The organism is Palleronia pontilimi (assembly GCF_016412875.1).
Taxonomy (GTDB): Bacteria; Pseudomonadota; Alphaproteobacteria; order Rhodobacterales; family Rhodobacteraceae; genus Palleronia; species Palleronia pontilimi.
This window is the reverse complement of record NZ_JAEKPD010000009.1, coordinates 88,475-112,797: the sequence shown is the minus strand read 5'-3', so window position 1 is coordinate 112,797 and position 24,323 is coordinate 88,475. Positions and strand designations below refer to the sequence as shown.

Annotated in this window: 25 protein-coding genes; 15 read left to right on the top strand and 10 right to left on the bottom strand. The window is 68.7% G+C overall.

Going from position 1 to position 24,323, the window contains the following annotated elements; all coding sequences use genetic code 11:
• Positions 1–78: 78 nt before the first annotated feature.
• Entirely contained in the window at positions 79–1,293 is a 1,215-nt protein-coding gene (locus ILP92_RS10800) for an ROK family transcriptional regulator (RefSeq protein WP_198916407.1), read from the bottom strand.
• 161 nt (positions 1,294–1,454) lie between these two features.
• On the opposite strand from ILP92_RS10800, the gene ILP92_RS10795 reads away from it, so the two are divergent.
• The 3 genes from ILP92_RS10795 (at position 1,455) to ILP92_RS10785 (ending at position 4,403) form a co-directional block, all read left to right on the top strand.
• Positions 1,455–2,477 (top strand): sugar ABC transporter substrate-binding protein, encoded by a 1,023-nt coding sequence (locus ILP92_RS10795; RefSeq protein ID WP_198916406.1) that lies wholly within the window; start codon positions 1,455–1,457, stop codon positions 2,475–2,477.
• 76 nt (positions 2,478–2,553) lie between these two features.
• Positions 2,554–3,621: an ABC transporter permease gene (locus tag ILP92_RS10790; RefSeq protein ID WP_198916405.1), complete on the top strand. Its 1,068-nt coding sequence runs from the start codon at positions 2,554–2,556 to the stop codon at positions 3,619–3,621.
• Entirely contained in the window at positions 3,618–4,403 is a 786-nt protein-coding gene (locus ILP92_RS10785) for an ATP-binding cassette domain-containing protein (protein ID WP_198916404.1), read from the top strand. Before ILP92_RS10790 ends, ILP92_RS10785 begins: the two co-directional genes overlap by 4 nt.
• A gap of 52 nt (positions 4,404–4,455) precedes the next feature.
• On the opposite strand, the gene ILP92_RS10780 is transcribed toward ILP92_RS10785, so the two are convergent.
• Both ILP92_RS10780 and ILP92_RS10775 read right to left on the bottom strand, forming a co-directional pair.
• Complete coding sequence (locus tag ILP92_RS10780) at positions 4,456–4,893, bottom strand: EVE domain-containing protein (RefSeq protein WP_198916403.1); 438 nt, start codon at positions 4,891–4,893, stop codon at positions 4,456–4,458.
• A complete protein-coding gene (locus tag ILP92_RS10775; protein ID WP_198916402.1) occupies positions 4,890–5,825 on the bottom strand; it encodes a DMT family transporter in 936 nt (311 codons plus the stop codon). The genes ILP92_RS10780 and ILP92_RS10775 overlap by 4 nt, the downstream gene beginning before the upstream one ends.
• An 81-nt stretch (positions 5,826–5,906) precedes the next feature.
• Here ILP92_RS10775 and betA point away from each other — a divergent pair, with 81 nt between their 5' ends.
• Together betA and ILP92_RS10765 are read left to right on the top strand one after the other, a co-directional pair.
• Entirely contained in the window at positions 5,907–7,502 is a 1,596-nt protein-coding gene (betA, locus tag ILP92_RS10770; RefSeq protein WP_198916401.1) for a choline dehydrogenase, read from the top strand.
• Positions 7,503–7,587: 85 nt separating this feature from the next.
• Positions 7,588–7,893, top strand: a complete 306-nt coding sequence (locus ILP92_RS10765; RefSeq protein WP_198916400.1) for an HNH endonuclease family protein — start codon at positions 7,588–7,590, stop codon at positions 7,891–7,893.
• Here the strand turns inward: ILP92_RS10765 and ILP92_RS10760 are convergent.
• Positions 7,890–8,510, bottom strand: coding sequence for an enoyl-CoA hydratase/isomerase family protein (locus tag ILP92_RS10760; protein WP_198916399.1), 621 nt, complete (start codon positions 8,508–8,510; stop codon positions 7,890–7,892). The genes ILP92_RS10765 and ILP92_RS10760 overlap by 4 nt on opposite strands.
• A 25-nt stretch (positions 8,511–8,535) precedes the next feature.
• Positions 8,536–9,294, bottom strand: a complete 759-nt coding sequence (locus tag ILP92_RS10755; protein WP_198916398.1) for an SDR family oxidoreductase — start codon at positions 9,292–9,294, stop codon at positions 8,536–8,538.
• A gap of 118 nt (positions 9,295–9,412) precedes the next feature.
• On the opposite strand from ILP92_RS10755, the gene ILP92_RS10750 reads away from it, so the two are divergent.
• The 6 genes from ILP92_RS10750 to lpxK all read left to right on the top strand — a co-directional run bounded on the left by ILP92_RS10750 (position 9,413) and on the right by lpxK (position 15,513).
• On the top strand, positions 9,413–10,837 hold the full coding sequence (locus ILP92_RS10750) for a DUF2125 domain-containing protein (RefSeq protein ID WP_198916397.1): 1,425 nt from the start codon (positions 9,413–9,415) through the stop codon (positions 10,835–10,837).
• 78 nt (positions 10,838–10,915) lie between these two features.
• Complete coding sequence (locus ILP92_RS10745; RefSeq protein WP_198916396.1) at positions 10,916–12,262, top strand: TldD/PmbA family protein; 1,347 nt, start codon at positions 10,916–10,918, stop codon at positions 12,260–12,262.
• Positions 12,249–13,019, top strand: coding sequence for a 3'(2'),5'-bisphosphate nucleotidase CysQ (locus ILP92_RS10740; protein ID WP_198916395.1), 771 nt, complete (start codon positions 12,249–12,251; stop codon positions 13,017–13,019). The genes ILP92_RS10745 and ILP92_RS10740 overlap by 14 nt, the downstream gene beginning before the upstream one ends.
• Positions 13,020–13,117: 98 nt before the next feature.
• Positions 13,118–13,363: a DUF4170 domain-containing protein gene (locus ILP92_RS10735; protein WP_198916394.1), complete on the top strand. Its 246-nt coding sequence runs from the start codon at positions 13,118–13,120 to the stop codon at positions 13,361–13,363.
• A 12-nt stretch (positions 13,364–13,375) separates the two neighbouring features.
• Entirely contained in the window at positions 13,376–14,527 is a 1,152-nt protein-coding gene (locus tag ILP92_RS10730) for a 3-deoxy-D-manno-octulosonic acid transferase (RefSeq protein ID WP_198916393.1), read from the top strand.
• Positions 14,527–15,513: a tetraacyldisaccharide 4'-kinase gene (lpxK, locus tag ILP92_RS10725; RefSeq protein ID WP_198916392.1), complete on the top strand. Its 987-nt coding sequence runs from the start codon at positions 14,527–14,529 to the stop codon at positions 15,511–15,513. The genes ILP92_RS10730 and lpxK overlap by 1 nt, the downstream gene beginning before the upstream one ends.
• On the opposite strand, the gene ILP92_RS10720 is transcribed toward lpxK, so the two are convergent.
• Together ILP92_RS10720 and ILP92_RS10715 are read right to left on the bottom strand one after the other, a co-directional pair.
• Positions 15,510–16,172, bottom strand: a complete 663-nt coding sequence (locus tag ILP92_RS10720) for a DsbA family protein (RefSeq protein WP_198916391.1) — start codon at positions 16,170–16,172, stop codon at positions 15,510–15,512. The two genes, lpxK and ILP92_RS10720, sit on opposite strands and share 4 nt — an antisense overlap.
• Before the next feature lie 5 nt (positions 16,173–16,177).
• Positions 16,178–16,702 (bottom strand): DUF721 domain-containing protein, encoded by a 525-nt coding sequence (locus ILP92_RS10715; RefSeq protein ID WP_198916390.1) that lies wholly within the window; start codon positions 16,700–16,702, stop codon positions 16,178–16,180.
• 125 nt (positions 16,703–16,827) lie between these two features.
• On the opposite strand from ILP92_RS10715, the gene ILP92_RS10710 reads away from it, so the two are divergent.
• Both ILP92_RS10710 and ILP92_RS10705 read left to right on the top strand, forming a co-directional pair.
• Positions 16,828–17,829, top strand: coding sequence for an A/G-specific adenine glycosylase (locus ILP92_RS10710; RefSeq protein ID WP_235971353.1), 1,002 nt, complete (start codon positions 16,828–16,830; stop codon positions 17,827–17,829).
• 56 nt (positions 17,830–17,885) lie between these two features.
• Complete coding sequence (locus ILP92_RS10705) at positions 17,886–19,001, top strand: alkane 1-monooxygenase (RefSeq protein WP_198916389.1); 1,116 nt, start codon at positions 17,886–17,888, stop codon at positions 18,999–19,001.
• A gap of 16 nt (positions 19,002–19,017) precedes the next feature.
• Here ILP92_RS10705 and ILP92_RS10700 read toward each other — a convergent pair whose 3' ends face one another.
• From ILP92_RS10700 to ILP92_RS10690, 3 genes are read right to left on the bottom strand one after another with little or no spacing between them, the layout of a single operon-like run.
• Positions 19,018–20,052, bottom strand: coding sequence for an NADP-dependent oxidoreductase (locus ILP92_RS10700; protein WP_198916388.1), 1,035 nt, complete (start codon positions 20,050–20,052; stop codon positions 19,018–19,020).
• A gap of 28 nt (positions 20,053–20,080) precedes the next feature.
• Entirely contained in the window at positions 20,081–21,499 is a 1,419-nt protein-coding gene (gene ppsR, locus ILP92_RS10695) for a transcriptional regulator PpsR (RefSeq protein WP_198916387.1), read from the bottom strand.
• Positions 21,500–21,530: 31 nt separating this feature from the next.
• Positions 21,531–22,244 carry a cobalamin B12-binding domain-containing protein gene (locus ILP92_RS10690; RefSeq protein ID WP_198916386.1) on the bottom strand — a complete coding sequence of 238 codons (714 nt, stop codon included), beginning with the start codon at positions 22,242–22,244 and terminating at the stop codon, positions 21,531–21,533.
• Positions 22,245–22,541: 297 nt separating this feature from the next.
• On the opposite strand from ILP92_RS10690, the gene bchF reads away from it, so the two are divergent.
• The gene (bchF, locus tag ILP92_RS10685) at positions 22,542–23,024 is read left to right on the top strand and encodes a 2-vinyl bacteriochlorophyllide hydratase (protein WP_198916385.1); all 483 of its coding nucleotides are present in this window, start codon (positions 22,542–22,544) and stop codon (positions 23,022–23,024) included.
• Positions 23,021–24,304: a ferredoxin:protochlorophyllide reductase (ATP-dependent) subunit N gene (locus ILP92_RS10680; RefSeq protein ID WP_198916384.1), complete on the top strand. Its 1,284-nt coding sequence runs from the start codon at positions 23,021–23,023 to the stop codon at positions 24,302–24,304. The genes bchF and ILP92_RS10680 overlap by 4 nt, the downstream gene beginning before the upstream one ends.
• Positions 24,305–24,323 lie beyond the last annotated feature (19 nt).

Sequence of the window (24,323 nt, the reverse complement as noted above, 5' to 3'; positions counted from 1 at the left end):
GGCCAGACCGATTCTGCCCAGATATTAAGCAAAACGCTTGCGATTAAAAAGAAATTCGCGCGGACCTATCCGAAAGGGCTAGGTCTGCGCGTCGTCGGAGCCTGCCAGGGTGGCGTTCGAATGCAGGAAATAGCGCGCCTGCAGCGGCACGTGGGCCGCGCCGATCACGCGGGCATCCGCGCCGATGCTGCCGGGCAGGATCTTGGGCACCACCAGGCCGCGCCCGTCGAGCTTGGCGATCTCGTGGCCCACCCGCTCGACCAGCTGCGATCTCAGGTCCGTCGGGATGGCGCCGTCGATGACGATCGCCTCGAAGTCGATGACCGCGCAGGCCGACAGAGACGCGCGGGCGATGTCCTTGGCGGCCGTGGCGCACCAGGCGTCGACCAGCGGGGCGTGGGCGCTCCAATCGTCCATGTTGCGGCGCAGGTCGGACGGATCGCCGCCCGCTTTCCGGATGGCATCGCCCAGGACGTTCAGCGACGCGCTGTCGAGCAGCTGGCGCGGCGCACCGCGTGTGTCGCTTATCTGCAGCGATCCCAGCGCGCCCGCGTTCTTGAAGTGCCCGCTATAGACCGCGCGGTCCAGCACGATCCCGCCGCCGATGAAGGCGCCCATGAAGAAGTAGGCGTAGTTCGCCAGCCCGGCCGGGTTGCCCAGCGCGTTCTCGGCGTGGCACGCGGCGGTGGCGTCGTTGATCACCGACACGGGCAGGTCGCTGAACTGCGCCACCCGCTTCGACGGGTCCAGGTCGCGCCAGGCCAGCATGTCCTGCGCCGACGCACCCAGGACGTCGGTCCATTTCCACAATTCGAACGGGATCGCGATCCCGATGCCGCATATCCGGTCCGCCAGCGGCGCGGGCAAGTGGCCGGTCATCTGCGTGATCGCGGTTTCGAGGAAGTCGAAGATCTCGTCCGGGCGGGGAAAGGGGTAGTGCAGGGTGCGCCGGTCCCGGACGCAGCCCGTGAAATCCATCAGCGCCACGTCGGCACTGCGCCGCCCGACCTTCAGCCCGATCGAAAGCGCTCCGGCCGCGTTCAGGGCCATGGGGATCTGCGGCTTGCCGACCTTGCCGCGTTGCGGCGCGCCCCGGATCAGCAGGTTTTCGGATTCGAGCTTGCGCAGGATCACCGACACCGTCTGCGCCGACAGCTGCGCGTGGGCGGCCAGCTTCGTGCCCGCGAGCGGGCCGAGCTGGCGCAGGATCGTCAGCAGCAGGCGCTCGTTGAACTCGCGCAATCCGCTTTGAGCGGCACCCAGGACGAACGAGGTGGCAAATTCGGAATTCAAGGGTAATCTCCTTAATGGAGGAGTCGTATCAAATTATGGCGCATTAATCAACTAAATTGATTAATTGACGTGTGCCCGAATATTCGGTTTGATTGCTCTACCCCGAATCCGGGAAAGCGGGCGAAAAGCCCCATGGAATGAGACAACCAGGGAGAGAATAGATGAAAAAGCTACTGACGGGAACCGCGCTGGCCGCCATTACCTTGGGCGGTCAGGCTTTCGCCGCCGCCCATGAGAACGTCTCGGCGTGCCTGATCACGAAGACCGACACCAACCCGTTCTTCGTCAAGATGCGCGAAGGCGCCCAGGCGAAGGCCGACGAGCTTGGCATCGAGTTGAAGACCTTCGCGGGCCGAATCGATGGCGATACCGAAACCCAGATCGCCGCGATCGAGACCTGCATCACCGACGGTGCGTCGGGGATCCTGATCACCGCGTCCGACACCGCCGCCATCGTGCCGTCGGTCGAAAAGGCCAAGGAAGCGGGTCTGCTGGTCATCGCGCTGGACACACCGCTGAACCCCATCGACGCCGCCCACGCCACCTTCGCCACCGACAACTTCCTGGCCGGTGAGCTGATCGGCCGCTGGGCCGCCGCCAAGATGGGCGACGCCGCCGCCGACGCCCGGATCGCCATGCTGGACCTGGCCATCAGCCAGCCCACGGTCGGCGTGCTGCGCGACCAGGGATTCCTGACCGGCTTCGGCATCGACATCGGCGATCCCAACAAGTGGGGTGACGAGACCGACGAGCGGATCGTCGGCCATGACGTGACCGCCGGCAACGAAGAGGGCGGCCGCACCGCCATGGAGAACCTGCTGGTGCAGAACCCCGACATCAACGTGGTCTATACCATCAACGAGCCGGCCGCCGCGGGCGCCTACCAGGCGCTGCAGCAGATGGGCAGCGGCGGTGACGTCATCATCACGTCCGTCGATGGCGGCTGCCCCGGCGTGCAGAACATCGCCGACGGCGTGATCGGCGCGACGTCGCAGCAATATCCGCTGCGCATGGCGTCGCTGGGGATCGAGGCCATCGCGGCCTATGCCAAGGACGGCACCGTGCCCGAGCCCACCGAGGGCAAGGACTTCTACGACACCGGTGTCGCACTGGTGACGAACGAGCCCGTCGAAGGGGTCGAGTCGATCTCGGTCGAGGAAGGGCTCGAGCTTTGCTGGGGTTGATTTGATGCCCCTGCACTGAACCATTGCGGATGGCCCGGTCGGGGCCATCCGCGCGCCGCGTTTTGGGAGGAGCGACATGGCACAGACCGATGACTACGAAGCCAGCACGCGGGGCGGCAAGGCCGACCAGTTGGCCGAGTTCGAAGACACCCACAAGGGCTTGCTTGGCCACCTTCACAACATCCTGCACCAGGCCCCGGCGCTCGTTCCGCTGATCGTCCTGGTCCTGGCCGTCATCATCTTCGGCCTTCTCAACGATAATTTCTGGCGCGTCTCGACCCTGTCGCTGATCTTTCAGCAGATCGGGATCGTGGGCATCCTGGGCATCGCCCAGGCCCTGGTGATCCTGACCGCGGGCATCGACCTGTCGGTGGGCGCCATCGCGGTCCTGAGCTCGGTCATCATGGGCCAGTTCACGTTCCGCTACGGCATTCCGCCCCCCGTCGCCATCGCCTGCGGCCTGGCCGCGGGTGGCCTGATGGGCTCGCTCAACGGCATCCTGGTCGCCAAGCTGCGCATCCCGCCCTTCATCACCACGCTGGGCACCTGGCAGATCTTCCTGGCGGCGAACTACATCTATTCCGCCAACGAGACGATCCGCAGCCAGGAACTGGACGCGCAGGCGCCGCAGCTGAAATTCTGGGGCTCGACCTTCAACGTGGGCGACGCGCGGGTCACCTACGGCGTGGTTCTGCTGCTCGCCCTCGTCGCCATCATGGCCTACGTGCTCAGGCAGACGGCCTGGGGGCGGCATGTCTATGCCGTGGGCGACGACGAGGAAGCGGCGCAACTGTCGGGCGTGAACCGGTCGCGGCAATTGATACAGGTCTATACGCTTGCGGGCTTTTTCTGCGCGCTGGCGGGCTGGGTGATGATCGGCCGCTTCGGATCGGTGTCGCCATCGGCCTCGACCGGGCAGCTGGGAAACATCCAGGCCATCACCGCCGTGGTGATCGGGGGGATCTCGCTCTTCGGTGGGCGCGGAACGATCATCGGCATGTTCCTGGGCGCGCTGATCGTGGGCGCGTTCGAGATGGGGCTGAGACTGGCAGGGGCCGACGCGCAATGGACCTTCCTGCTGATCGGCATCCTGATCATCGCCGCCGTGGCCGTGGACCAATGGATCAGAAAGGTATCGGCATGACGGACAGAGAACCCATCCTGAAGGCGCGCAACCTGGTCAAACGCTACGGCAAGGTCACCGCCATCGACCATTGCGATTTCGACCTTTACCCGGGCGAGATCCTGGCGGTGATCGGCGATAACGGAGCGGGCAAATCGAGCCTGATCAAGGCCGTGTCGGGGGCCGTGGTCCCCGACGCGGGCGAGATCTGGCTCGAGGGCAAGAAGGTTATGTTCTACAACCCGATCGAGGCCCGCGAGGCGGGGATCGAGACGGTGTACCAGACCCTCGCCATGTCGCCCGCCCTGTCCATCGCCGACAACATGTTCATGGGCCGCGAGATCCGAAAAGAGGGTTTCCTGGGCAAGTATCTGCGGATGCTCGACAAGAAGAAGATGGAGGATTTCGCGCGCAAGAAGCTGAGCGACCTGGGCCTGATGACGATCCAGAACATCAACCAGGCGGTCGAGACGCTGTCGGGCGGCCAGCGCCAGGGCGTCGCCGTGGCCCGTGCCGCGGCCTTCGGGTCCAAGGTCATCATCCTGGACGAGCCGACGGCGGCGCTGGGCGTGAAGGAATCGCGCCGGGTGCTCGAGCTGATCCAGGACGTGAAGTCGCGCGGCATCCCGATCATCCTGATCAGCCACAACATGCCCCACGTATTCGAGGTCGCCGACCGCATCCACGTTCACCGGTTGGGCAAGCGGTTGACGGTGGTGGACCCCAAGAAATGCACCATGTCGGACGCCGTGGCCTACATGACCGGCGCGAAAGAACCGGACGCCAGCCAGGAAGCGGCCTGAGCCGTCCCGCCGCTGACAAGGGGCGCCCCGCCGCGGGCGTCCTATTCCCGTCCTAGAGCTTCCGCCCGTCGACGCCCATCTTCCGGGCGATGGCCAGCATGTCGTCCTTCGTCACCTCGAAGAGCGAGCGGTGAAAATGCACGCCCCAGTGCGATTTGTCCTGCACGAAGGAAAAGTCGTCGAGCAGGTCGTACACATCCGCCGACGCGTCGCCGTAATACGTCGCCTTGCGCGACATCGCCCGTCCGCCATCGCTGATCTCGCGGCTTTCGGGGGCCGTGTCGTCGATCTGTGCCATGGCCGTGAAGCGGCGCAAGGGACTGTCGTTGTCCATCGTCTCGCCCGGCGCGTAATAGGCGATCCAGTCGCCCTTCGCGGGGCGGGACGCCTCGCTGTCGCGGCCCGGGCCGAAGACCATCAGGCCCGATTTCACGGCAGCCTCGACATGGCGCTGCGACGCGACGGCGATCCAGTATCTGCGGTCGGTCATTCGGGGGCTCCGGTGCTTGAGGGTTCCGGTTTCCCCGTCGCGGCGGGGCTATCTGGGCCTTCGGGGCGATGTACCGGCCACAGTTCCAGCACGGCGGCGGCAAGGACCAGCGCGCCGCCTGCCAGCTCGAAGGGGCCCAGCGTCTCGCCCGCCAGCAGGGCGGCCGATAGGGCGCCCACCAGCACCTCGGCCATCAGCAGGATGCCCACCCGCGCGGGGTCCAGTCGGCCGGTCGCCCACATCAGCCCGGCCATGGACAGCCCCCACCACAACGCGCCCGCGCCAACGGCAGTGGTAAGCGCCGCGGCCGATGGCAGGGGCGGAACGGGCGCCAGCCAGAGTGCGAGTGCCAGCGCGCAGGTCGACGCCCCCAGCGCGAACAGGAACGCGGCGGTGCCCGCACGCAGGACCGGCTGGCTGCGGATGCCGGTGGTCGACGCCGACCACAACAGCCCCGAGGCCAGGGCCAGCCATTCCCCGATCCCGCGCGGCACGGGCACGCCCTGGCCGCCGCCGCCCAGCATCACCGCCAGCCCGGCCAGCCCGACGACGATGGCGACCAGGCGCAGCCGCGGCACCGGCCAGTCCATGACGAAGCGGGCGAGCAGAACGCTCCAGACCGGGGTGAGGAAGAACAGCAGGATCACGATGGCCACCCGGCCGTAGACGAAGGCCACCGAGTAAAGCGTGAACGCCGCACCCCCCAGCAGGATGGATCCCAGCGCCGCCGCCGCCGCGCCGCGGATCGCCGCCCGGTCCCGCCAGGCGAAGGGCAGCAGCAGCAGCATGGCGGCCGTGACGATGCCAAGGGTCCCCCAGGCTCCGGGCATGCCGAGCGTTTCGAGCCGCCGGACCGGCAGCCAGTAAAAGCCCCAGAGCACACCGGTGACGGCGACGATCAGGCTGGCAAGGGATGTCGTGCGATCGTTCATCCAAGGGCATCTAGCGCCGCGTCTCGATCGGTCGAAAGGGCGGTTATTGACTCGCGAGTCAATAACCGCCATCTGCGAAGCATGAAAGACACCGCAGATTACATCGTCCTCGGCGCCGGTTCGGCCGGGGCTGCACTGGCCTTCCGGCTGGCCGAGGCCGGGCACGAGGTCATCGTGGTCGAGAATGGCGGCAGCGACCGCTCGCCGCTGATCCGCATGCCGGGCGCGCTCAGCTACCCCATGAACATGCGCCGCTACGATTGGGGTTTTCACACCCTGCCCGAGCCGCATCTGGGCGGTCGTACCCTGCCGGTTCCGCGCGGCAAGGTCGTGGGCGGGTCGTCGTCGATCAACGGCATGGTCTTCGTGCGCGGCAACCCCGCCGATTTCGACCATTGGGCCGACGCGGGCGCCGAGGGCTGGGATTTCGCGTCCGTTCTGCCCTATTTCAAGCGGATGGAGACGTGGCACGGCGGCACCCCCAACGGCCTGCGCGGCGACGACGGCCCCTTGCACATCACCCGCGCCCGGCATTCCAACCCGCTGCACGCCATGTTCCGCGCGGCGGGGGCGCAGGCGGGCTTTCCGGAAACCGACGACTACAACGGCGCGCAGCAGGAAGGCTTCGGCGCCATGGAGCGCACGATCTGGAAGGGCCAGCGCTGGTCCACGGCCCGCGCCTATCTGGGTCCCGCGCTGCGTCTGCCGAATTGCCGCCTGGTCCGCGGCCTGGCCCTGCGCGTGACCTTCCGGGGCGACCGGGCGTCGGGGCTGGAGATCGCGCGCTACGGCCGCACCCGGCAATTGCACGCCCGGCGCGAGGTGATCCTGGCCGCCAGCGCGATCAATTCGCCCAAGCTGCTGATGCTGTCGGGCATCGGCCCCGAAAGCCAGCTGGGCGCCCACGGCATCCCGGTCCGCGCGGCCCGGCCGGGCGTCGGGCAGAACCTGCAGGACCACCTGGAGCTTTACCTGCAGATGCAGTCGCGCCAACCCATCAGCCTGTATTCGCACTGGAGCTTGGCGGGCAAGGCCCGCGTCGGGCTGGAATGGCTGCTGACCGGGCGCGGGATCGGGGCGTCGAACCAGTTCGACAGCGTGGCCTTCCTGCGCAGCGAAGCGTCGGCGGACTACCCGGACCTGCAATACCACTTCCTGCCACTGGCGGTGCGCTACGACGGCAAGGCGGCGAAGGGGCACGGCTTCCAGGCGCATGTGGGGCCCATGCGCTCTCCGTCGCGCGGCGCGGTGACGCTGACCTCGGGCGACCCGAAAGCCAAGCCCGCGATCCGCTTCAACTACATGGCGCACGATCAGGATTGGCGCGATTTCCGCCGCGCGATCCGGCTGACGCGCGAGATCTTCGCGCAACCCGCTTTCGACGGCGTGCGAGGCGACGAGATCCAGCCCGGCGCGGCGGTGCAAAGCGACGCCGAGCTGGACGATTTCATCCGCGCCCACGTGGAATCCGCCTATCATCCCTGCGGCACCTGCCGGATGGGCGCGGCGAACGATCCGCACGCGGTGGTCGATCCCGAGACCCGCGTGATCGGCGTCGATGGGCTGCGCGTGGCCGACAGCTCGATCTTTCCGCGCATCACCAACGGCAACCTGAACGCGCCGTCTATCATGGTGGGTGAAAAGGCGGCGGCGCATATCCTGTCGGACGCCGCCTGACATTCGGGAATGAGCTGCGCCCGGGATCGGCGCAAGGATGCCGCACCACTCTTGTGCTGGCCAGGAATCGAAGCAGATCAGGGGGATGAGCGATCCCATCTGCCCCCTTTGCGGTCGGCCTATTCCGCCCGGCGTGCCCCAGAGCGCGCATCACCTGGTGCCCAAGCTGCGCGGCGGCAAGGGCGGGCCGACCGTGCTGCTGCACCAGATCTGCCACAACGAGATCCACGCCACCTTGTCCGAGGCCGAGCTGGCGCGCAATTTCGCCACCGTCGATGCGCTGCGCGCCCATCCCCGGATCCAGAAGTTCATCGCCTGGGTGTCGAAGCGCCCGCCGGGGTTCCGCTCGAAAACGCCGGGCGGACGGCGCGCGGGGCGCAACCGGCGCTAGGCCAGCATCGCCTTGATCGCGCGGACATGGTCCGGATCGGCGGCCATTGCGTCGGCGAGCAGTTCGTCGGCCGCGGCGACCGGGTCGGCGTCGATGCGGTCCACCAGCCCCATGGCCAGCGCGTCCTCGGCCGTCAGCTTGGCGCCGCCCATCAGCAGCAGCTTCGCGCGCGCAGGGCCCACCAGCGCGACCAGCCGACCGGGGTCGGACGGCTGCGGCAGGAAGCCCAGCTTCATCACCGGGTAGAACAGCTTGGCCCCCGGCACGGCCACGCGCAGGTCGCAGGCGAGCACCATGCCGATGGCCCCGCCCGCGCAGGACCCGTTGAGCGCGGCGATGCTCAGGCCCCCGAACCCCGCGACCGCCGCCGACAGCTCTTCCCACAGCGGCGAGACCGCCAGCCCGGCGCGCGCGGCGTCCAGGTCGGCCCCAGCGCAGAACACCTTGCCCGCGCCGGTCAGCACCAGACCCGGCCCGTCATGGCCGCGCACCGCATCGCGCAGGTCGGCCAGCATGTCGGCGGTCAGCGCGTTGGCCTTGTCGGGGCGGTTCAGGACGATGCGCAGGCAGCCGTCATGCCGCTCGGTCAGAACGCCGTGTCCGGGGTCGCCCGTCATGCCCGGATCGACCCGCGCGCGCGGCTCAACGGGACAGCCCGATCTTGGCGCGGATGTCCTCGTCGCGCAGGGACACGTCTTGGCCGAGGTAGTCGTCGGCCTCGGGCCCGCACATCCAGACCAGCGCCTTGGCGGGCCATTCGGGGGGGATGTGCTCGCTCCAGTCCAGCTGGCTGACCGGGTTCACGCCCGACGCCTTGATCTCGCGCTGCATCTCGGTCGCCACGGTACCGGGCGACAGTCCCATCACCCGCAGGCCGTGCTCGCGCGCTTCCTTGTCCGCACAGCGGGTCAGCATGAACGCCCCGGCCTTGGACGCGCAGTAATGCGACCAACCTTCGACCGGACCATGCGCCGCCCCGGACGAGATGTTCAGGATCGTCCCGCTGCCCGCCGCCTGCATCACCGGCATCGCCGCGCGCAATCCGTTGAAGACACCCTTCAGGTTGATGTCGATGACCTGCCCCCACGCGTCGGGGTCCGCGTCGGACAGGTGCGAAATCGGCTCGATCACGCCCGCGTTGTTGACCAGGATATCCAGCGCGCCGAATGTCTGCACGCAGGCATCCACCGCCGCGCGCACCTCCCAGAAGCGGCTGATGTCGCAGGGGATGGCGATGGCATTGTCCGCGCCCAGCGCCCCCGCGATATCCGCGATCACGTCGCCCGAGCGGGCCAGCAGGGCCACTTTCGCCCCTTCGGCCGCGAATTCGCGCGCGGTGGCTTCGCCGATTCCGCGGCTTGCCCCGGTCACCAGGGCGACCTTTCCGTCGAGTTTGCCCATCCGCGTCCCTTTCTGCTAGGTTACGACGCCCAAGCTATGCCGACCTCGGCAGCTTGACCAGACGTCCCGCCGCCCGCATCTTCCGCGCCAACCCGTTGCCACGCCGAAAGACCTTGCCATGTCGCACAAAGCCATCCTGACCTTCGGCGCACTTGCGCTGGCCTGGCCCGCACAAGGGCTGGCCGACATCACCGCGTCGCAGCTATGGGACATCTGGCAGGGGGACGGCGCGCTGTCGATGCGCGCGGCCGAGGTCGAGATGCGCCGCGACGGGCTGTCGCTGATGGGCGTCACGGTCGGTTTGGGCGACGGCGACACGCGCGGCACCTTCCTGATCGAGCGGCTGGACATGACCGACACCGATGCCGCGACGGTCGAGATCGCGGTGCCCGACCCGGTGCGCTTCACCGGCGCGGGCCTGCCCGAAATGGCCGCGCTGATCGTGGACTATTCGGAAGCCGAGATCACCGCCGACCGCAGCGGTGCGCGGATCAGCTACGCGCTGGACGCGCCGCAGATCGCGGTCGAGCTGTCGGGCGGCGGGGCGCAGGTCTCGGCGCTCGATTACGTGCTGGAGGACGTCACCGCCGCGCTCGAGGCCGGCGCGCGCCTGGACCAGCCGCTGTCCGTGCAGTCCAGCGTGGCGCGGGTGGACGGCACGATCGAGACCTCCGCGCGGGAGGGGCAAACGGGCGGCAGCCGCGTGTCGTTCACCGCGACCGAGCTGCAGGGCACGATGGCGGCCGACCGCCCCGATCAACTGGTCGGTGGGGATCCGTCGTCGGTGCTGGCGGATTTCGAAACGTCCACATCCTTCACCGACCTGGAATTGCAGATCGACGGTGACAGTCCGCAGGGTCCGGTCACGGCCGAGGTCAACCTGGGCGCGGGGCAGATCGCGTCCGCGGCGACGGGCGGCGTCCTCACCAGCGACGTGGACACCCGCGATATCGTGATCGGCACCACTGGCGGGCGGATGCCCGCGATGCCCGACGCGCTGTCGATCGGCACGCTGGCCTATTCGCTCACGCTGCCCGTGGCGGCGGACCAGGACGGGCCCCTGAGCCTGAGCCTGACCGCCGATGCCATCGCCCCGGCCGAAACGCTGTGGAGCCTGCTCGATCCGGGCAAGGAACTGCCGCGTGATCCGGCCTCGCTGACCCTGTCGCTGTCGGCCATCGCGCGCCCCAGCGCGGAGCCGGGGCCGGGGCTTGGCGCGCAGTCGCCCTTCGATATCCGGTCGTTCGAGCTGCAAGAGCTCGACCTGTCGGTCCTGGGTGCCCAGGTGACCGGGTCGGGACAGGTCGACCAACCGCTGGATCAGCGCGCCGCCGAAGGCCAGGTGACGCTGGTCGCCACCGGCCTGCTCGAACTGATCGGGACACTTGCGGCGCTGGGGATCCTGCCGCCCGAGCAGGAACTGGGCGCGCGCATGGGACTGGCCTTCGCCACCGTGCCGCTGCCCGGCGGGGCCGGTCTGAAGACCGAGCTGGTGTTCGGCCCCGACGGGGCGATCCGTCTGAACGGGATGCAGGTTCGCTAGCTTTCCGCGGCCCTTGCCTTGCGGGACGGGGGGGTGCGGCCTACCTCGAAGGAAACGTCGCGCTTGCAAGGACATTACATGGCCCGCCCGCTTTCCGATCTGACCGAGGCCCTTCTGGGGGCCGCCCGCCGTGCGGGCGCCGATGCGGCGGACGCCATCGCCATCGCCGACGTGTCGCTGTCCATCGACGTGCGCGTGGGGGCGCTGGAACAGGCCGAGCGCGCCGAGGGCACCGAGATCGGGCTGCGCGTCCTGATGGGCAAGCGCCAGGCCTGCGTGTCGGCATCCGACCTGACCGCCGAGACCATGGCCCAGATGGCCGAGCGCGCCGTCGCCATGGCGCGCGAAGCCCCCGAAGACCCGGGCGTGGGCCTGGCCGACCCCGATCAGCTGGCGACCAGCTGGGATACCGACGCACTTGAAATGCACGACCCCGCGCCCGAGCCCGAGCCCGCCGCGCTTCAGGACGCCGCGCTGGCGCTGGAAGCGGCCGCGGGCGGGGTCGCGGGCGTGACGCAGGTCCAGTCATCGTCGGCCGCCTATGGCCACCGCGACGTGCACCTGGCGGCCAGCAACGGCTTTTCGGGCGGCTACCAGCGCAGCTCGCACTCGCTGTCGGCGGTGGCGATCAGCGGGACGGGCACCGGGATGGAGCGGGATTACAACGGCGAAGGCCGCGTGTTCCGCGCCGACCTGCCGGACCCCTCCGAGATCGGCCGCATCGCGGGTGAACGGGCCGTGGCCCTGCAGGGCGCGCGGCGGGCGAAGACGGGCACCTATCCGGTCCTCTACGACGAGCGGATCGCGTCCGGCCTGATCGGCCACCTGGTGATGGCGATCAACGGCAGCGCCATCGCGCGCGGATCGAGCTGGGCGCGCGGCCTGATGGGCGAGCGGGTGCTGCCCGAGGGCGTCGACCTGGTCGAGGATCCGCACCGCCCCCGCATCTCGGGCTCGCGTCCCTTCGACGCCGAAGGGCTTCCGACCGCGCGGCGCATGGTGGTCGAGGACGGCATCCTGCAGGGCTGGACCCTGGACCTGGCCACCGCGCGCAAGCTGGGCATGCGCTCGACCGCCAATGCCGCGCGCGGCCCGTCCTCGCCGCCACAACCGGGGATCACCAACCTGAGCGTGACCCAGGGCGCGCGCTCGAAGGAACAGATGATGGCCGATATCGGCACCGGGCTTCTGGTCACGTCGCTGATCGGCTCGACGATCAATCCCAACACCGGCGACTATTCCCGCGGCGCGTCGGGCTTCTGGATCGAGAAGGGCGAGCTCGCCTATCCGGTGAACGAGATCACCATCGCGGGCAACCTGCGCGACATGCTGGCCCGGATGCAGCTGGCCAACGACGCGCGCGCCCATCTGAGCCGCGTGGTCCCGTCGATCCTGATCGAAGGCATGACACTTGCCGGCGACTGACCTGCCCCTTCTGATCGACGCGGCGCTTGGCGGGGGGCAGATCGCCATGGCGCATTGGCGCAGCGACCCCGCGACGCGCACCAAGGACGACGGCTCGCCCGTGTCGGTCGCCGATACGGCGGTGGACGACGCCCTGCGCGACACGCTGACCCGCGCCCGGCCCGCCTATGGCTGGATGAGCGAGGAAACGCCCGACGACCGCGCCCGGCTGTCGCGCGCCCATTGTTTCATCTTGGACCCCATCGACGGGACGCGCGCCTACCTGGACGGCAGCACAACCTGGGCGCTGTCGCTGGCCGTGGCCGAAGCCGGCCGCATCACCGCCGCCGTCATCCATATGCCCGCCAAGGGGCTGACCTATACCGCCGCGCTGGGGCAGGGTGCTTGGCTGAACGGCGTGCGGATCCGGGCCAGCGCCATCGCCCGCGCCGAAGGGGCCGCGCTGATCACGTCCAAGGCCACGTATGCCGCCCGCCACTGGCGCGGCACGCCGCCGGATTTCGAAAAGCATTTCCGCCCCTCGATGGCCTATCGGCTGGCGGTGGTCGCGGCGGGACGATTCGACGCCATGATGACCCTGCGCCAGGCGTGGGAATGGGACATCGCGGCGGGCGCCCTGATCGCGGCCGAGGCCGGGGCGACCGTCACCGACCGCCACGGCGCACCGCTGCGGTTCAACTCGGCCCCGCGACAAAGCGCGGGCGTCGTCGCCGCCAACCCCGCGCTGCACGACGAGATCCTGAAACAGCTGGCCTGAGCAGGCTCGATGCGGGGGCGACACGCGCCCCCAAGCCCGCGCTTGAGCCACGTTCGCCACCCCGATACCCTGCGCCCAAATCCATAGGAGCCACACTCATGACCCAGCGCCTGCATCTTGTGTTCGGGGGCGAACTCGTCGACCCGACGCAGAACGTGTTCAAGAATGTCGACGACATCCATATCGTCGGCATGTTCCCCGATTACGCCAGCGCCTACAGTGCTTGGAAGACCTGGGCGCAGAAGACCGTCGACAACGCCCACATGCGCTACTACCTGGCCCATATCCATCGCCTGCGCGACGAAAAGGCCCCGGCTTCCCCCACCGAAGAGCTGGGCAGCTAGGCGCTGCGCCCGGTGGCGTTTTCGCTCGCACTCTGGCGGCATCGGCTGGCCGCCCGCCGCGGCGGCGCCCCCAGGCCCGAGCTGGATGGCGCCCGCCCCCCGGGGCGCCTTCTGCGCGCGCATCTGAGCGCGGACGTGCAATCCGACGGAACCGCGCGGCTGTTGCGCGACCTGGTCAGCGCGCATCCCGACCTCGCCGTCGTCGTCAGCGGCGCGGCCGAGGATCTGACCGACATCGCGTTGCGCGTGGACTTGCCGCGCGAGACGCCGCGGGCGGTGCGCGCCCATCTCGATCGCTGGGCGCCGGATGCGATGCTCTTTTCGGGGCCGGACCCGCATCCCGTGCTTTGGGCCCAGTCCCTGGCCCGTCGCATCCCCCTGATCGCCGTCGAAGCCGATCCCGCCCGGCATCCGTTGGCCCTGATCCGGCCGCTCGCGGGGTTCGATTTCGTCCATGCCAGGGGGCCGGATCCGCGCCTTCAGGTGCCGATCCATTCGCTGGCGCGACTGGCGCGCACGCCGCCACCGCCCGGAGCCATCGACAGCGATCTCGAGGATATGTCGGCGCTGCTGGCGTCGCGCCCCACCTGGCTGGCGGCGATGACCCCGGAAGATGAGTTCGACCTGGTGCTGGCGGCCCATGCCGATGCGGCGAAGCTGTCGCATCGGCTGCTGCTGATCCTTGAGCTCTCGGATCCCGCCGCGCTGCCCGATCTGCGCGCCGCCCTGGACCGGCGCGGCCAGCAATTCGTCACCCGATCCGACGGCGACGACCCTTTGCCCGATACGCAGGTGCTGGTCGCCGATGAACCCGGCGAGATCGGTTTGTGGGCGCGTGTCGCGTCGCTGTGTTACCTGGGCGGATCGCTGACCTCGGGGCCGATTTGCGACCCAATGATCCCCGCCTCGCTGGGCTCGGTGATCGTGCACGGGCCAAAGCTGGGCGCCCACGAGCGGATTCTCACGACGCTGGACCGCACCCGCGGCGCGCGCCTGGTGGGCCGGCCGGAACACCTGGGCACGGCGATCGAAAGCCTGCTGTCGCCGGAACGCGCCGCCGAGATCGCCCACGAGGCGTGGGACATCGCCACCCGCGGGGCCGAGGCGAGCAACCTGGCGCTGCAGGCGCTGGAAGACGCGCTTGCCCGAAAGGCGCCGGGCTGATGCGGCCGCCGACCTTCTGGTCCCGGCCGCCCGACGCACCGGGTTGGCAGGCGCGCGCGCTGGCGCCTTTGGGGGCGCTCTATGCGGCTGCGACGGCCCGCCGGGTGGCGCGGGCCGGGACGCGCGTGGGCGTGCCGGTGATCTGCGTGGGCAACATCAACGCGGGCGGCACCGGCAAGACGCCGACCGCCATCGCGATCCTTCAGATGCTGGCCGACCGGGGGTGTCGGCCGCACGTGGTGTCGCGCGGCTATGGCGGCGCGCAGCGCGACACGCTGCAGGTCGATCCCCGCCGTCACGGCCCGGACCAGGTCGGGGACGAGCCGCTGCTGCTGGCCGCCTTCGCGTCCACCTGGGTCGGGGCCGACCGGGCCGCCAGCGCGCGGGCCGCGGTGGGGGCGGGTGCGGACGTGATCGTGATGGATGACGGTCTGCAGAACCCCGACCTGGCGAAGGATCTGTCCGTCGTGGTGGTCGATGCGCAGGCGGGTTTCGGCAATGGCCGCGTCCTGCCCGCGGGACCCCTGCGCGAGCCGGTGCAGGCGGGGCTGGCGCGGGCGGACCTGGTCCTGAGCATCGGCGCCCCGCCCGCGCAGGCGCGGTTCCGGGACGCGTGGGGCGCCGCCATCGGGCTGCCGCATGTGACCGGTGCGCTCGAGCCCTTGCAGACCGGCATGGCGTGGAACGGCCTGCGCGCCCTGGCCTTCGCGGGGATCGGGCGGCCGCAGAAGTTTTTCGACACGCTGGGCGGCCTGGGCGTCGATATCGTGGCGGCGCAGGCGCTGGACGATCACCAGCCCCTGGGCCCCGCGCTGATGGCGCGGCTCGAGCGCGAGGCCGCGACGCTGGGCGCGCAGCTGGTCACGACCGAAAAGGACGCGGTGCGCTTGCCGCCTGAATACCGCTCCAAGGTGCTGACCCTGGCCGTGCGCCTGTGCCTGGACGATCCCGCACCGCTGGACGCGGCGCTGGACGCGCTGCTCTAGTCGCCCAGGCGCTCGTCCAGAATGGATGCGAAATCATCGTAGTTCATGTTGTTCATCAGCTCGCCGTCGATGACGAAGCTGGGGGTCGAGCGGATGTTGTCCTCGGCCGCGTTCTGCTCGAACGTGGCGACCATCGCCTTGGCCTTTTCGGCGTCGGCAAAGCAGGTATCAAGCTGCTCTTCGGTCAGACCCGCCGTCTTGCCGATCTTGCGCAGGTTGGCCGCGATTTCCGAAGGCTCGCCCTGCGCCCATTCCTTCTGGCGCTCGTACAGCATGTCGGCGATGCCGAAATACCTGTCGGCCCCGCCGCAGCGCGCGGTGATGCCCGCCCACAGGCCGAAACGGTCGAAATAGACCTCGCGGTAGATGAAGTTGATCTTGCCCGGATCGATGTAGTTCGCCTTCAGCTGCGGGAAGACCGCGTCGTGGAAGGTCGCGCAATGGGGGCAGGTGAAAGACGCGTATTCGATCACGGTCACGTCCGCATCCGGATTGCCCAGCGTCATCTCGCTGACCAGCGACAGGTTCGCGTCAGCGGTGTCCTGCGCCTCGGCGGTGAAGGACGTGGCGCCGGGGGTGCCGTCGGACTGGGACGAGAAATACCAGCCGCCGACGGCGAGCACGGCAATGGCGGCGGCGATGAGGGGAAGTTTGTTCATCGGGATCATCCTTGCGAGTGTTTGGGCGGACCGAGCACGTTCGCGCCCAGCCGTTCAAGGGCGGCGCGCAGGTCGGGGTCGGATACGGGGGCGGCGCTTTGTCGCGCCGCCTGAAGCGTGGCGGGATCGGGCTGGCGGGCCGCGGGGCGTGGCGCGTGACCGAATTGCGCGGCGCCCTCGGCGAAGCCCGTGGGCGCGGTCTGGGTCAGGCGGATGTCGGAAATGGCCTGGTAGCCGTAGCAGGCGTTGACCCGGTCGCGCAGCTTGGCCTTCTGCATCTCGAGCATCGGGGCCTGGGCGCCGGTGGTCAGCACCGTCAGGGTGGCACCCATCGAGCGGCGCGCGTAGCTGACATTGACAGGCCGCGCGACGGCGGCCATGTCGGGGCCGACGATTTCGGCCCAGTGGGTGAGCAGGCGGCTGACCGCGAATCCGCGGGTTTCGCCCGCGCGGCGGATCTGCTTTTCGATCAGCGTCGAGGTGCGCTGAAAGCCTTTGCGGAAGGATGAACGATAGGGTTTCTCGGCCATGGGCCTTGTCTAGGGAAGCGCGGCCGGTCGGGCCAGAGGTTTTGGCAGGAAGGGCATAAAGATTGCGTGACGCGGACCATTTGAGCGACGATCTGCTGGCGTGGTACGACGTGCATGCGCGCGCCATGCCGTGGCGCGTGTCGCCCGCCGACCGGCGCGCGGGCGTGCGCCCCGATCCCTATCGCGTCTGGCTGTCCGAGGTGATGCTGCAGCAGACCACCGTGGCCGCCGTGCGTGACTATTTCCGCAAGTTCACGGCGATCTGGCCGCGTGTCACGGACCTTGCCGCCGCCGCCGATGCGGACGTGATGGCGGCCTGGGCGGGGCTTGGCTATTACGCCCGCGCCCGCAACCTGCTGAAATGCGCGCGGGTGGTCGCCCATGAGCATGGCGGCACATTCCCCGACACGCGCGAGCGGCTTCTGGCACTGCCGGGCATCGGCCCCTACACCGCCGCCGCCGTCGCCGCCATCGCCTTCGACCGGCCCGAGACGGTGCTGGACGGTAACGTCGAACGGGTCATGGCCCGGCTGCACGCGGTCGAGGTGCCGTTGCCGATGGCCAAGCCCGAGCTGATGGATCGCGCCGCGCGGCTGACGCCCCAGGCGCGGCCCGGCGATTACGCGCAGGCCGTCATGGACCTGGGCGCCACCATCTGCACGCCGCGCGGGCCCGCCTGCGGCATCTGCCCCTGGCGCGATGATTGCCAAGCCCACGCCCGCGGGATGCAGGCCGACCTGCCCCGGAAGCTGCCGAAGGCGGCCAAGCCCACCCGGGTCGGCATCGCCTATCTGGCCCGCCGCCGCGATGGCGCGTGGCTGCTCGAGACGCGACCGGACAAGGGTCTGCTGGGCGGGATGCTGGGCTGGCCCGGCAGCGACTGGGCAGAAAAGGTGCCCGCGCACGACCCGCCCATCGACGCCGACTGGCGCGATCCGGGCGGCGAGGTGCGCCATACCTTCACGCATTTTCACCTGCGGTTGTCCCTACGCGTGGCCGATACGACCGAAAACGAACCCGCGCGTGGGGCATTCGTCCCTGCGCACCGGTTCCGCCCGGCCGATCTTCCCACGGTGATGCGCAAAGCCTACGATCTGATCTCTGCGACACTGCCGCCGCTTGAGTAGGCCCGCGGCCCTACGCTAAAGCTGCACGCAGGGGCCGGAACACAAGGGTTTTATCCATGGCACGCATGATCCAAGCGCTGCCCTTCTGGCTGTCGCTTCTGCTGGTGCCCGTCGCGATCTATGCCGCGACCCATGGCGGCTGGGCCGTTCTGCTGATGCCCGTGGTGACGTGGTACCTGTTCTCGATCATCGACAGCTTCGCGGGTCTGAACGAGGCCAACGAGGACCCGCTGACCCCCGACGACCAGCTGTTCTGGTACCGCGCGATCACACTGGTCTGGTTCCCGGTCCAGTTCCTGGTGACCTTCGGCCTGATCTGGTTCGTCACCCGCGACGCGGGCCTGAACGGCTGGGAGAAGTTCGGCATCTTCTTCGGCGTCGGCATCCTGTCCGGCACGGTCGGCATCAACTACAGCCACGAGCTGATGCACCAACGCTCGCGGCTGGAGCGCTGGATGGCCGATCTGCTGCTGGCCATGGTGTTCTATTCGCATTTCCGGTCCGAGCACCTGCTGGTCCACCACCGCTACGTCGCCACCCCGCGCGATCCGGTTTCGGCGCGCTACAACGAAGGCTTCCACCGCTACTATCCGCGGGTGCTGTGGCAATGCTTCCGCTCGGCCTTCCGGGCCGAGGCCGCGATGCAGGCGCGGCGGGACCGGCCGTGGTGGGACGCCTCGAACCCGTTCTGGCGCTACTGGGCGCTGCAGCTGGGCTTCGCCTGTCTTGCGCTTCTGCTGGGCGGGCTCGAGGGGCTGATGTGGCTGCTGGTGCAGGCGGGCGTGGCGATCTGGCAGCTCGAGCTGGTGAACTACGTCGAGCATTACGGGCTGACGCGCAAGCACCTGGGCGACGGCAAGTACGAGCGCGTCTTGCCCCGCCATTCGTGGAACGCGGCGCAGCGGGCGTCGAACTGGCTGCTGATCAACCTGCAGCGCCATTCCGACCACCACTACAAGCCCGACCGCCGCTATCCGCTGCTGCAGACCTATTCGCAGGACGACGCCCCCCAGCTGCCCGCGGGCTACCCGGTGATGACGATGGTGGCGATGATCCCGCCGCTGTGGCGGCGGATCATGAATCCGCGCGTGCGGGCGTGGCGGCGGAAGTTCTATCCCGAGATCGACGATTGGAGCGGCTACAACACGGCAGCCACCCCGATGCCGCGCTAGCGCGCCGCCCGCGGGTTTATGGATCCGCGCCGACCCGCACCAGCGTCTTTCCGAAATTGCCGCCCTGGAGCATGTCCAGGAACGCGGCGGGCGCGTTTTCCAGTCCCTCGGTCACGCTTTCGCGGTAGCTCACGCGGCCATCGGCGACCATCGGCGCGACCTCGTTCAGGAAGTCGGGGAAACGGTGCCAGTGGTCATAGATGATGAACCCCTCGGCGCGCAGCTTGCGGGTCAGCATGTTGCGCCAGAGCATCGGCATCTGCGGGCCCTCGTCCAGGTTCTTGCCGCCATACCAGGCGATCATGCCGCAAATCGCGATGGCGCCGTGGTCGTTCATGTTGCCGATCACGCCCGCCAGCGTCTTGCCGCCCACGTTCTCGAAGTAGTAATCCACGCCGTCGGAAGCGGCGTCCGCGATGGCGGCGGCCATGGCCTTGCCGTCGGCCTGCGCGTGGTGGTCGATGCAGGCGTCGTAGCCCAGCTCGTCCGTCGCGAAGGCGCATTTCTCGGGCCCGCCCGCGACACCGACGCTATGCAGGCCCTTCGCCTTGGCAAGCTGGCCCGCGACGCTGCCCACCGCACCCGTCGCCGCCGACACGACCAGCGTCTTGCCGCTTTCGACGCGCAGGATGTGGTTCACCCCGGTCCAGGCCGTCAGACCGGGCATTCCCAGCACGCCCAGCGCCGTCTGGATCGGCGCCACCTCGGGGTCGATCTTGCGCAGCTCACCGCCGTCGATCACGGCGTGATCGGTCCAGCCCGTCATGCCCGTCGCGATGTCGCCGGGCGCGAAATCCTTGTGGCGCGACGCGATGACCTCGCCCACGGTCTGGCCGGTCATGACCTCGCCCAGGCCGACCGGCGTGGCATAGGATTTCGCGTCGTCCATCCGACCGCGCATATAGGGGTCGAGCGACAGCCAGATCGTGCGCAGCAGGACCTGCCCGTCGCCGGGATCGGGGCACTCGAAGGGCTCGTGGCGCAGATCGTCCAGGGTCGCGGCGCCTTGGGGACGTGCGGAAAGGACGACGCGGGTCGCTTCTGTGGTCATGTCATTGGCTCCGAACCGGTGGGGGTTGTCAGTCTTCGCTGCGGGCCAGAAGCCCGTGCTTGCGCAACTTGACATAGAGGCTCTGGCGCGAAAGTCCCAACATCTCGGCGGCGGCGACGCGATTGTTGCCGGTCAGTTCCACCGCCGTCTCAATGCACATCTTCTCGATCACGTCGCTGGTCTCGCCCACCAGTTCCTTCAGCGACGCGGTGCCCACCAGTTCGCGGATCGCGCGCATCGATTCGTCTTCCATGCCCGGATGGGTGGCCGCGCGTCCGCTGTCCTGGCGGCTGGCATCGCGGATCACGAAGCCGAATGCCGCCTTCGGACTGTCGGACAGGTACGTCACCGAGATCTCGGTCGCCAGTTCTGTGCCCACATCGGTGCTGAGCTTGGCGGGATACAGGCGGATCTGGCCGTTGCGCACCGCGTTTTCGCACATGACCTTCAAGTCCACCGCGCCGCGCGCCAGGAAATCGGCCAGCGAGCGGCCCCGCGCCATCCCGGCGCTGTCCAGGTCGACGAGATCCAGGAATCCGTCATTGACCGACGCGATGATGCCCGCGCGGTCTGTGAAGACCATGCCGTCGGCCATGTGATCATGCAGCTGCATCAGCGCGTCGCCCAGCACGTTTTCGGACTGGGTGCCGTCCTCGATCTGGTCCAGGCGACAGGCCAGCATCCGTTCGCCGGCGGCGCGGAACAAGGTGATGTGCAGGACCAGCTCAACCCCCGATCCGGTGGCGGTCAGCCGCACGCCCGCGCTGTCTTCGCTGCGGCCCGCCGCGGACAGCACGTCAAGCGCGCTGGCCCCGGTGTCCGAGCGCAGCGCGTCCGACAGGGGCGTGCCCTTCAGGTCCGCCACCTTGGCGCCCAGCGCGACCGCGGCGGCCGTGTTCAGGCCGGAAATCCGGCCGCTGCTCAGGGATACGAAGACGATCGCGTCGCGGGTCAGGTCCATGAGCACCCGCATCCGGGTGGCGATCTCGCGGTTGGCTTCGTAATCGCGCTCGAGCGCGAGCTGCGCGTCGACCAGCTGTTGCTGCATCTCGGCGATGGGGCGCAGGTCGCGGCCCAAAAGGATGATGGCGCCGTCGGGTCCGACCCGGTGGAAGCTGTAGCGGATCGGGAATTTCAGCCCCGAGGACGCGCGGTGGTTCAGCTCGAGCGGCGCCTCGCGCGTGATGCCGCGCGCGAACTCGTCCAGCCGCTTTTCCAGCTTGGCGATCGACTCGGTCGTCAGCACTTCGCGGATGTCCTGGCCCTGCCAGTCGTCGAACGGACCGATCCCGCCTTGCTGGGGATTGACCAGCACCGACAGGATCTGGCCCATGTCGTCGATCACGACGGCAATGTCCGACGCCGACGAGATGATCGAGCCCAGAAGGTCCGGCGCGATCAGCGGAATGGCCCCCGTCGACCAGTATTTGGCCCCGCGCGACGTCATGGCGTCCACCGCCCATATGAGATGGCGCGCGTCATTTCCGGTCCGCCCGCTCGATGACGCATCCGCACAGCTCCAAGGCGACCATCAGGTCATCGGTGACATGATCGGCACCGGTTAGGCGCAACGCCGCGTCGATGCCGTTCTCGACCACGCCGCCGCCCACGATCAGCGGGCTCTTGTCCAGCTTGACCCCGCGCAGCGTCTCGATGATGCGGCTGACGACTGTCAGGTCATCCGCTTGGGAAACCGACAGGAAGATCCCGTCGAAATCGGTGCCGGACACGGCCTTTTCCAGCTCGGCCTCGGTGCGTCCCATCATCAGGCACACCGACGCGCCGCTGCGGCGCAGGCGGGCGGTCAGCACCATGGCGCCCAGGGTGTGCGTCTCGAACGAGATGACCATGATCGACTGATCGCCGCGTTTGACGTCGTCGCCATCGTCCTTTTCCAGGTCGCGCAGCATGGCTTGCAGTCGGGCCGAGCGGATCGACACCTCGGCGAAGCTCATCCGGTCTTCGGACCAGTCTTCGCCCATGCGCCGCGCGGCCTCGGGGATGTAGATATCGCAAATCTCGTCGCGGAATATGCCGGCTTGCTCCATCTGCGCGATCAGGCGATCGCGGGCCTCGGCATCCGCGCGGCCCACGACGTTGCAAAGCTCTGCCAGGAATGTCTCGGACAGCCCTTTGCCAGCGGATCGTCGCTTGGCCATGACCGACAGGACTTTCTGGGCAAGCGCGCTCACGCCGGAATCGCGCTCGTCCGGGCGGGCTTGAACCGTGCGCGCCGATGATTGCCGTGATCTGGACAAGCTAGCCCCCCAAGGATGATCTGCGCTCCGGCTGGAGTCCGCAGACGCCACCAGTGTCCGCTTTCAAGTCGAGATTGTCAAAATGTATTGACACATTGCGGGTCTCGCGTCGGGGGCCGGGGTGCCGGGCGGCGGCATAATGGCGAAATCGTCAACGTTTCCTGTCAGGCGATGCGCGGCAATGTGTAAATTAGAATTGACACTTTGTGGTCCGAATGATTGTCTCGATCCATGAGCCAAGCCCAGATTCCCTTGTCTTCCATGCGTCCGCTTTACACCGCGGACGAGCGGGCGCGCCGCGATGCGACCCGATGGACGCTGGTTCAGGGCGTGTTGGCCCCGGTGCAGTTCGTCATCTTCGCCGTGTCGCTGGGCCTGGTGCTGCGCTATCTTGCGACCGGCGACGGCTACGCCATCGCGACGGCGTCGATCGTCGCGAAGACAATGGCGCTTTACGCGATCATGGTCACCGGCGCGATCTGGGAAAAAATCGTTTTCGGCCAGTACCTTCTGGCGCCCGCGTTCTTCTGGGAAGACATGGTCAGCTTCGCGGTGATCGCGGTCCACACGCTGTATCTGGGGGCGCTCTTCACGGGCGCATTCGATCCATTCGCGCTGATGGTCACGGCGCTGGTGGCCTACGCGCTCTACGTCGTGAACGCGGCGCAATTCGTGCTGAAGCTGCGCCGCGCGCGGCTGGGCGGTGTGGCATGACCCAAATGCCGCCGCCCCCCGCCACCGGCTGTTCGGCCACGCCCGTCCTGAAGCAGCGCGGCCAGCGCGAGGTGTTTTGCGGGCTGACGGGAATCATCTGGCTGCACCGCAAGATGCAGGACGCGTTCTTCCTGGTCGTGGGCTCGCGCACCTGCGCCCACCTGCTGCAATCGGCCGCCGGCGTGATGATCTTCGCCGAGCCCCGATTCGCCACCGCGATCCTGGAAGAAACCGACCTGGCGGGCCTTGCCGACGCGCAGGACGAGCTGGACGCGCAAGTGGCCCAGCTGCTCGCCCGCCGCCCCGATATCCGCCAGCTGTTCCTGGTCGGCTCGTGCCCGTCCGAGGTCATCAAGCTCGACCTGGCCCGCGCCGCCGAACGGCTGAGCGTCGCCCACGCGCCCCATGTGCGGGTGCTGAACTACTCGGGCTCGGGGATCGAGACGACCTTCACCGAAGGCGAAGACGCCTGCCTCGCCTCCATGGTGCCGGTCCTGCCGGAAACCGACGCGCGCGAATTGCTGGTCGTGGGGGCGCTGCCCGACGTGGTCGAGGACCAGATGCTGGGACTGCTGCGCGACATGGGCATCGAGCGGGTCCGCTGCCTGCCCGCCCGCCGCGCCGACGACATCCCGTCCGTGGGTCCGAACACCGTCTTCGCGCTGGTCCAGCCCTTCCTGGGCGAAACCCTGGCCGCGCTGACCCGCCGCGGCGCGCGGCACATTCCCGCCCCGCTGCCCTTCGGCGACGAGGGCACGACCGCCTGGCTCCAGGCAGTCGCGTCCGAGATGGGCGTTGCGCCCGCGCGCTTCGCCGAGGTCACCGACGCCCCCCGCGCCCGCGCCCGCCGCGCCATCGCCGCGGCGACCGAGACGCTGAACGGCAAGTCGGTGTTCTTCTTCCCCGACAGCCAGCTGGAAATCCCGCTGGCGCGCTTCTTGACCCGCGAGTGCGGCATGACCGCGATCGAGGTCGGCGCGCCTTTCATCCACCAGTCCATCGTCGGGCCGGATTTGGCCCTGCTGCCCGAGGGCCCCACCATTTCCGAAGGCCAGGACGTCGACCTGCAACTGGACCGCGCCCGCGCCGCGCGTCCAGACCTGACCGTCTGCGGCCTCGGCCTGGCCAACCCGCTGGAAGCCGAGGGCCTGACCACCAAGTGGGCCATCGAACTGGTCTTCACGCCCGTTCATTTCTACGAGCAGGCGGGCGACCTCGCCGCCCTTTTCGCCCGGCCCCTGCGCCGCAAGGCAAAGCTCCGGCTGGAGGCGGCAGAATGACCCGCCTCTTCATCTTTTC